At 54.1% G+C, this 246-nt stretch carries 1 protein-coding gene; it reads right to left on the bottom strand.

Going from position 1 to position 246, the window contains the following annotated elements:
• Positions 1 to 246, bottom strand: a 246-nt coding sequence (locus ELH03_RS37800) for a hypothetical protein (RefSeq protein ID WP_207104565.1), incomplete at both ends; no start/stop codon positions are given.

Raw genomic sequence — 246 nt, 5'->3', positions numbered from 1 at the left:
CGCGGCAGCTTTCCTAGTTTCTTCAAGATATTGCTTGATGGCCCGTTTCAATTCGATCTGCCACGTTCCCAGGCTGATCTCTGTCCGTTCATGCTGTCGGCTGTTGTGACCAGAACGGACCTCCGCTACCAACAATACAGCCGACAATTCCGGTCCGGCGATTCCAGCCAGAAGCCCCTTGATTTCATAGCTATACGGCTCCCCTGGGATACGGGGGTGAACTATCACGCCCGAAACAACTTCTCG

Origin of the sequence: Rhizobium beringeri, assembly GCF_004306515.1 — a bacterium.
Taxonomy (GTDB): Bacteria; Pseudomonadota; Alphaproteobacteria; order Rhizobiales; family Rhizobiaceae; genus Rhizobium; species Rhizobium beringeri.
This window is presented reverse-complemented; position numbering and strand designations above follow the sequence as displayed.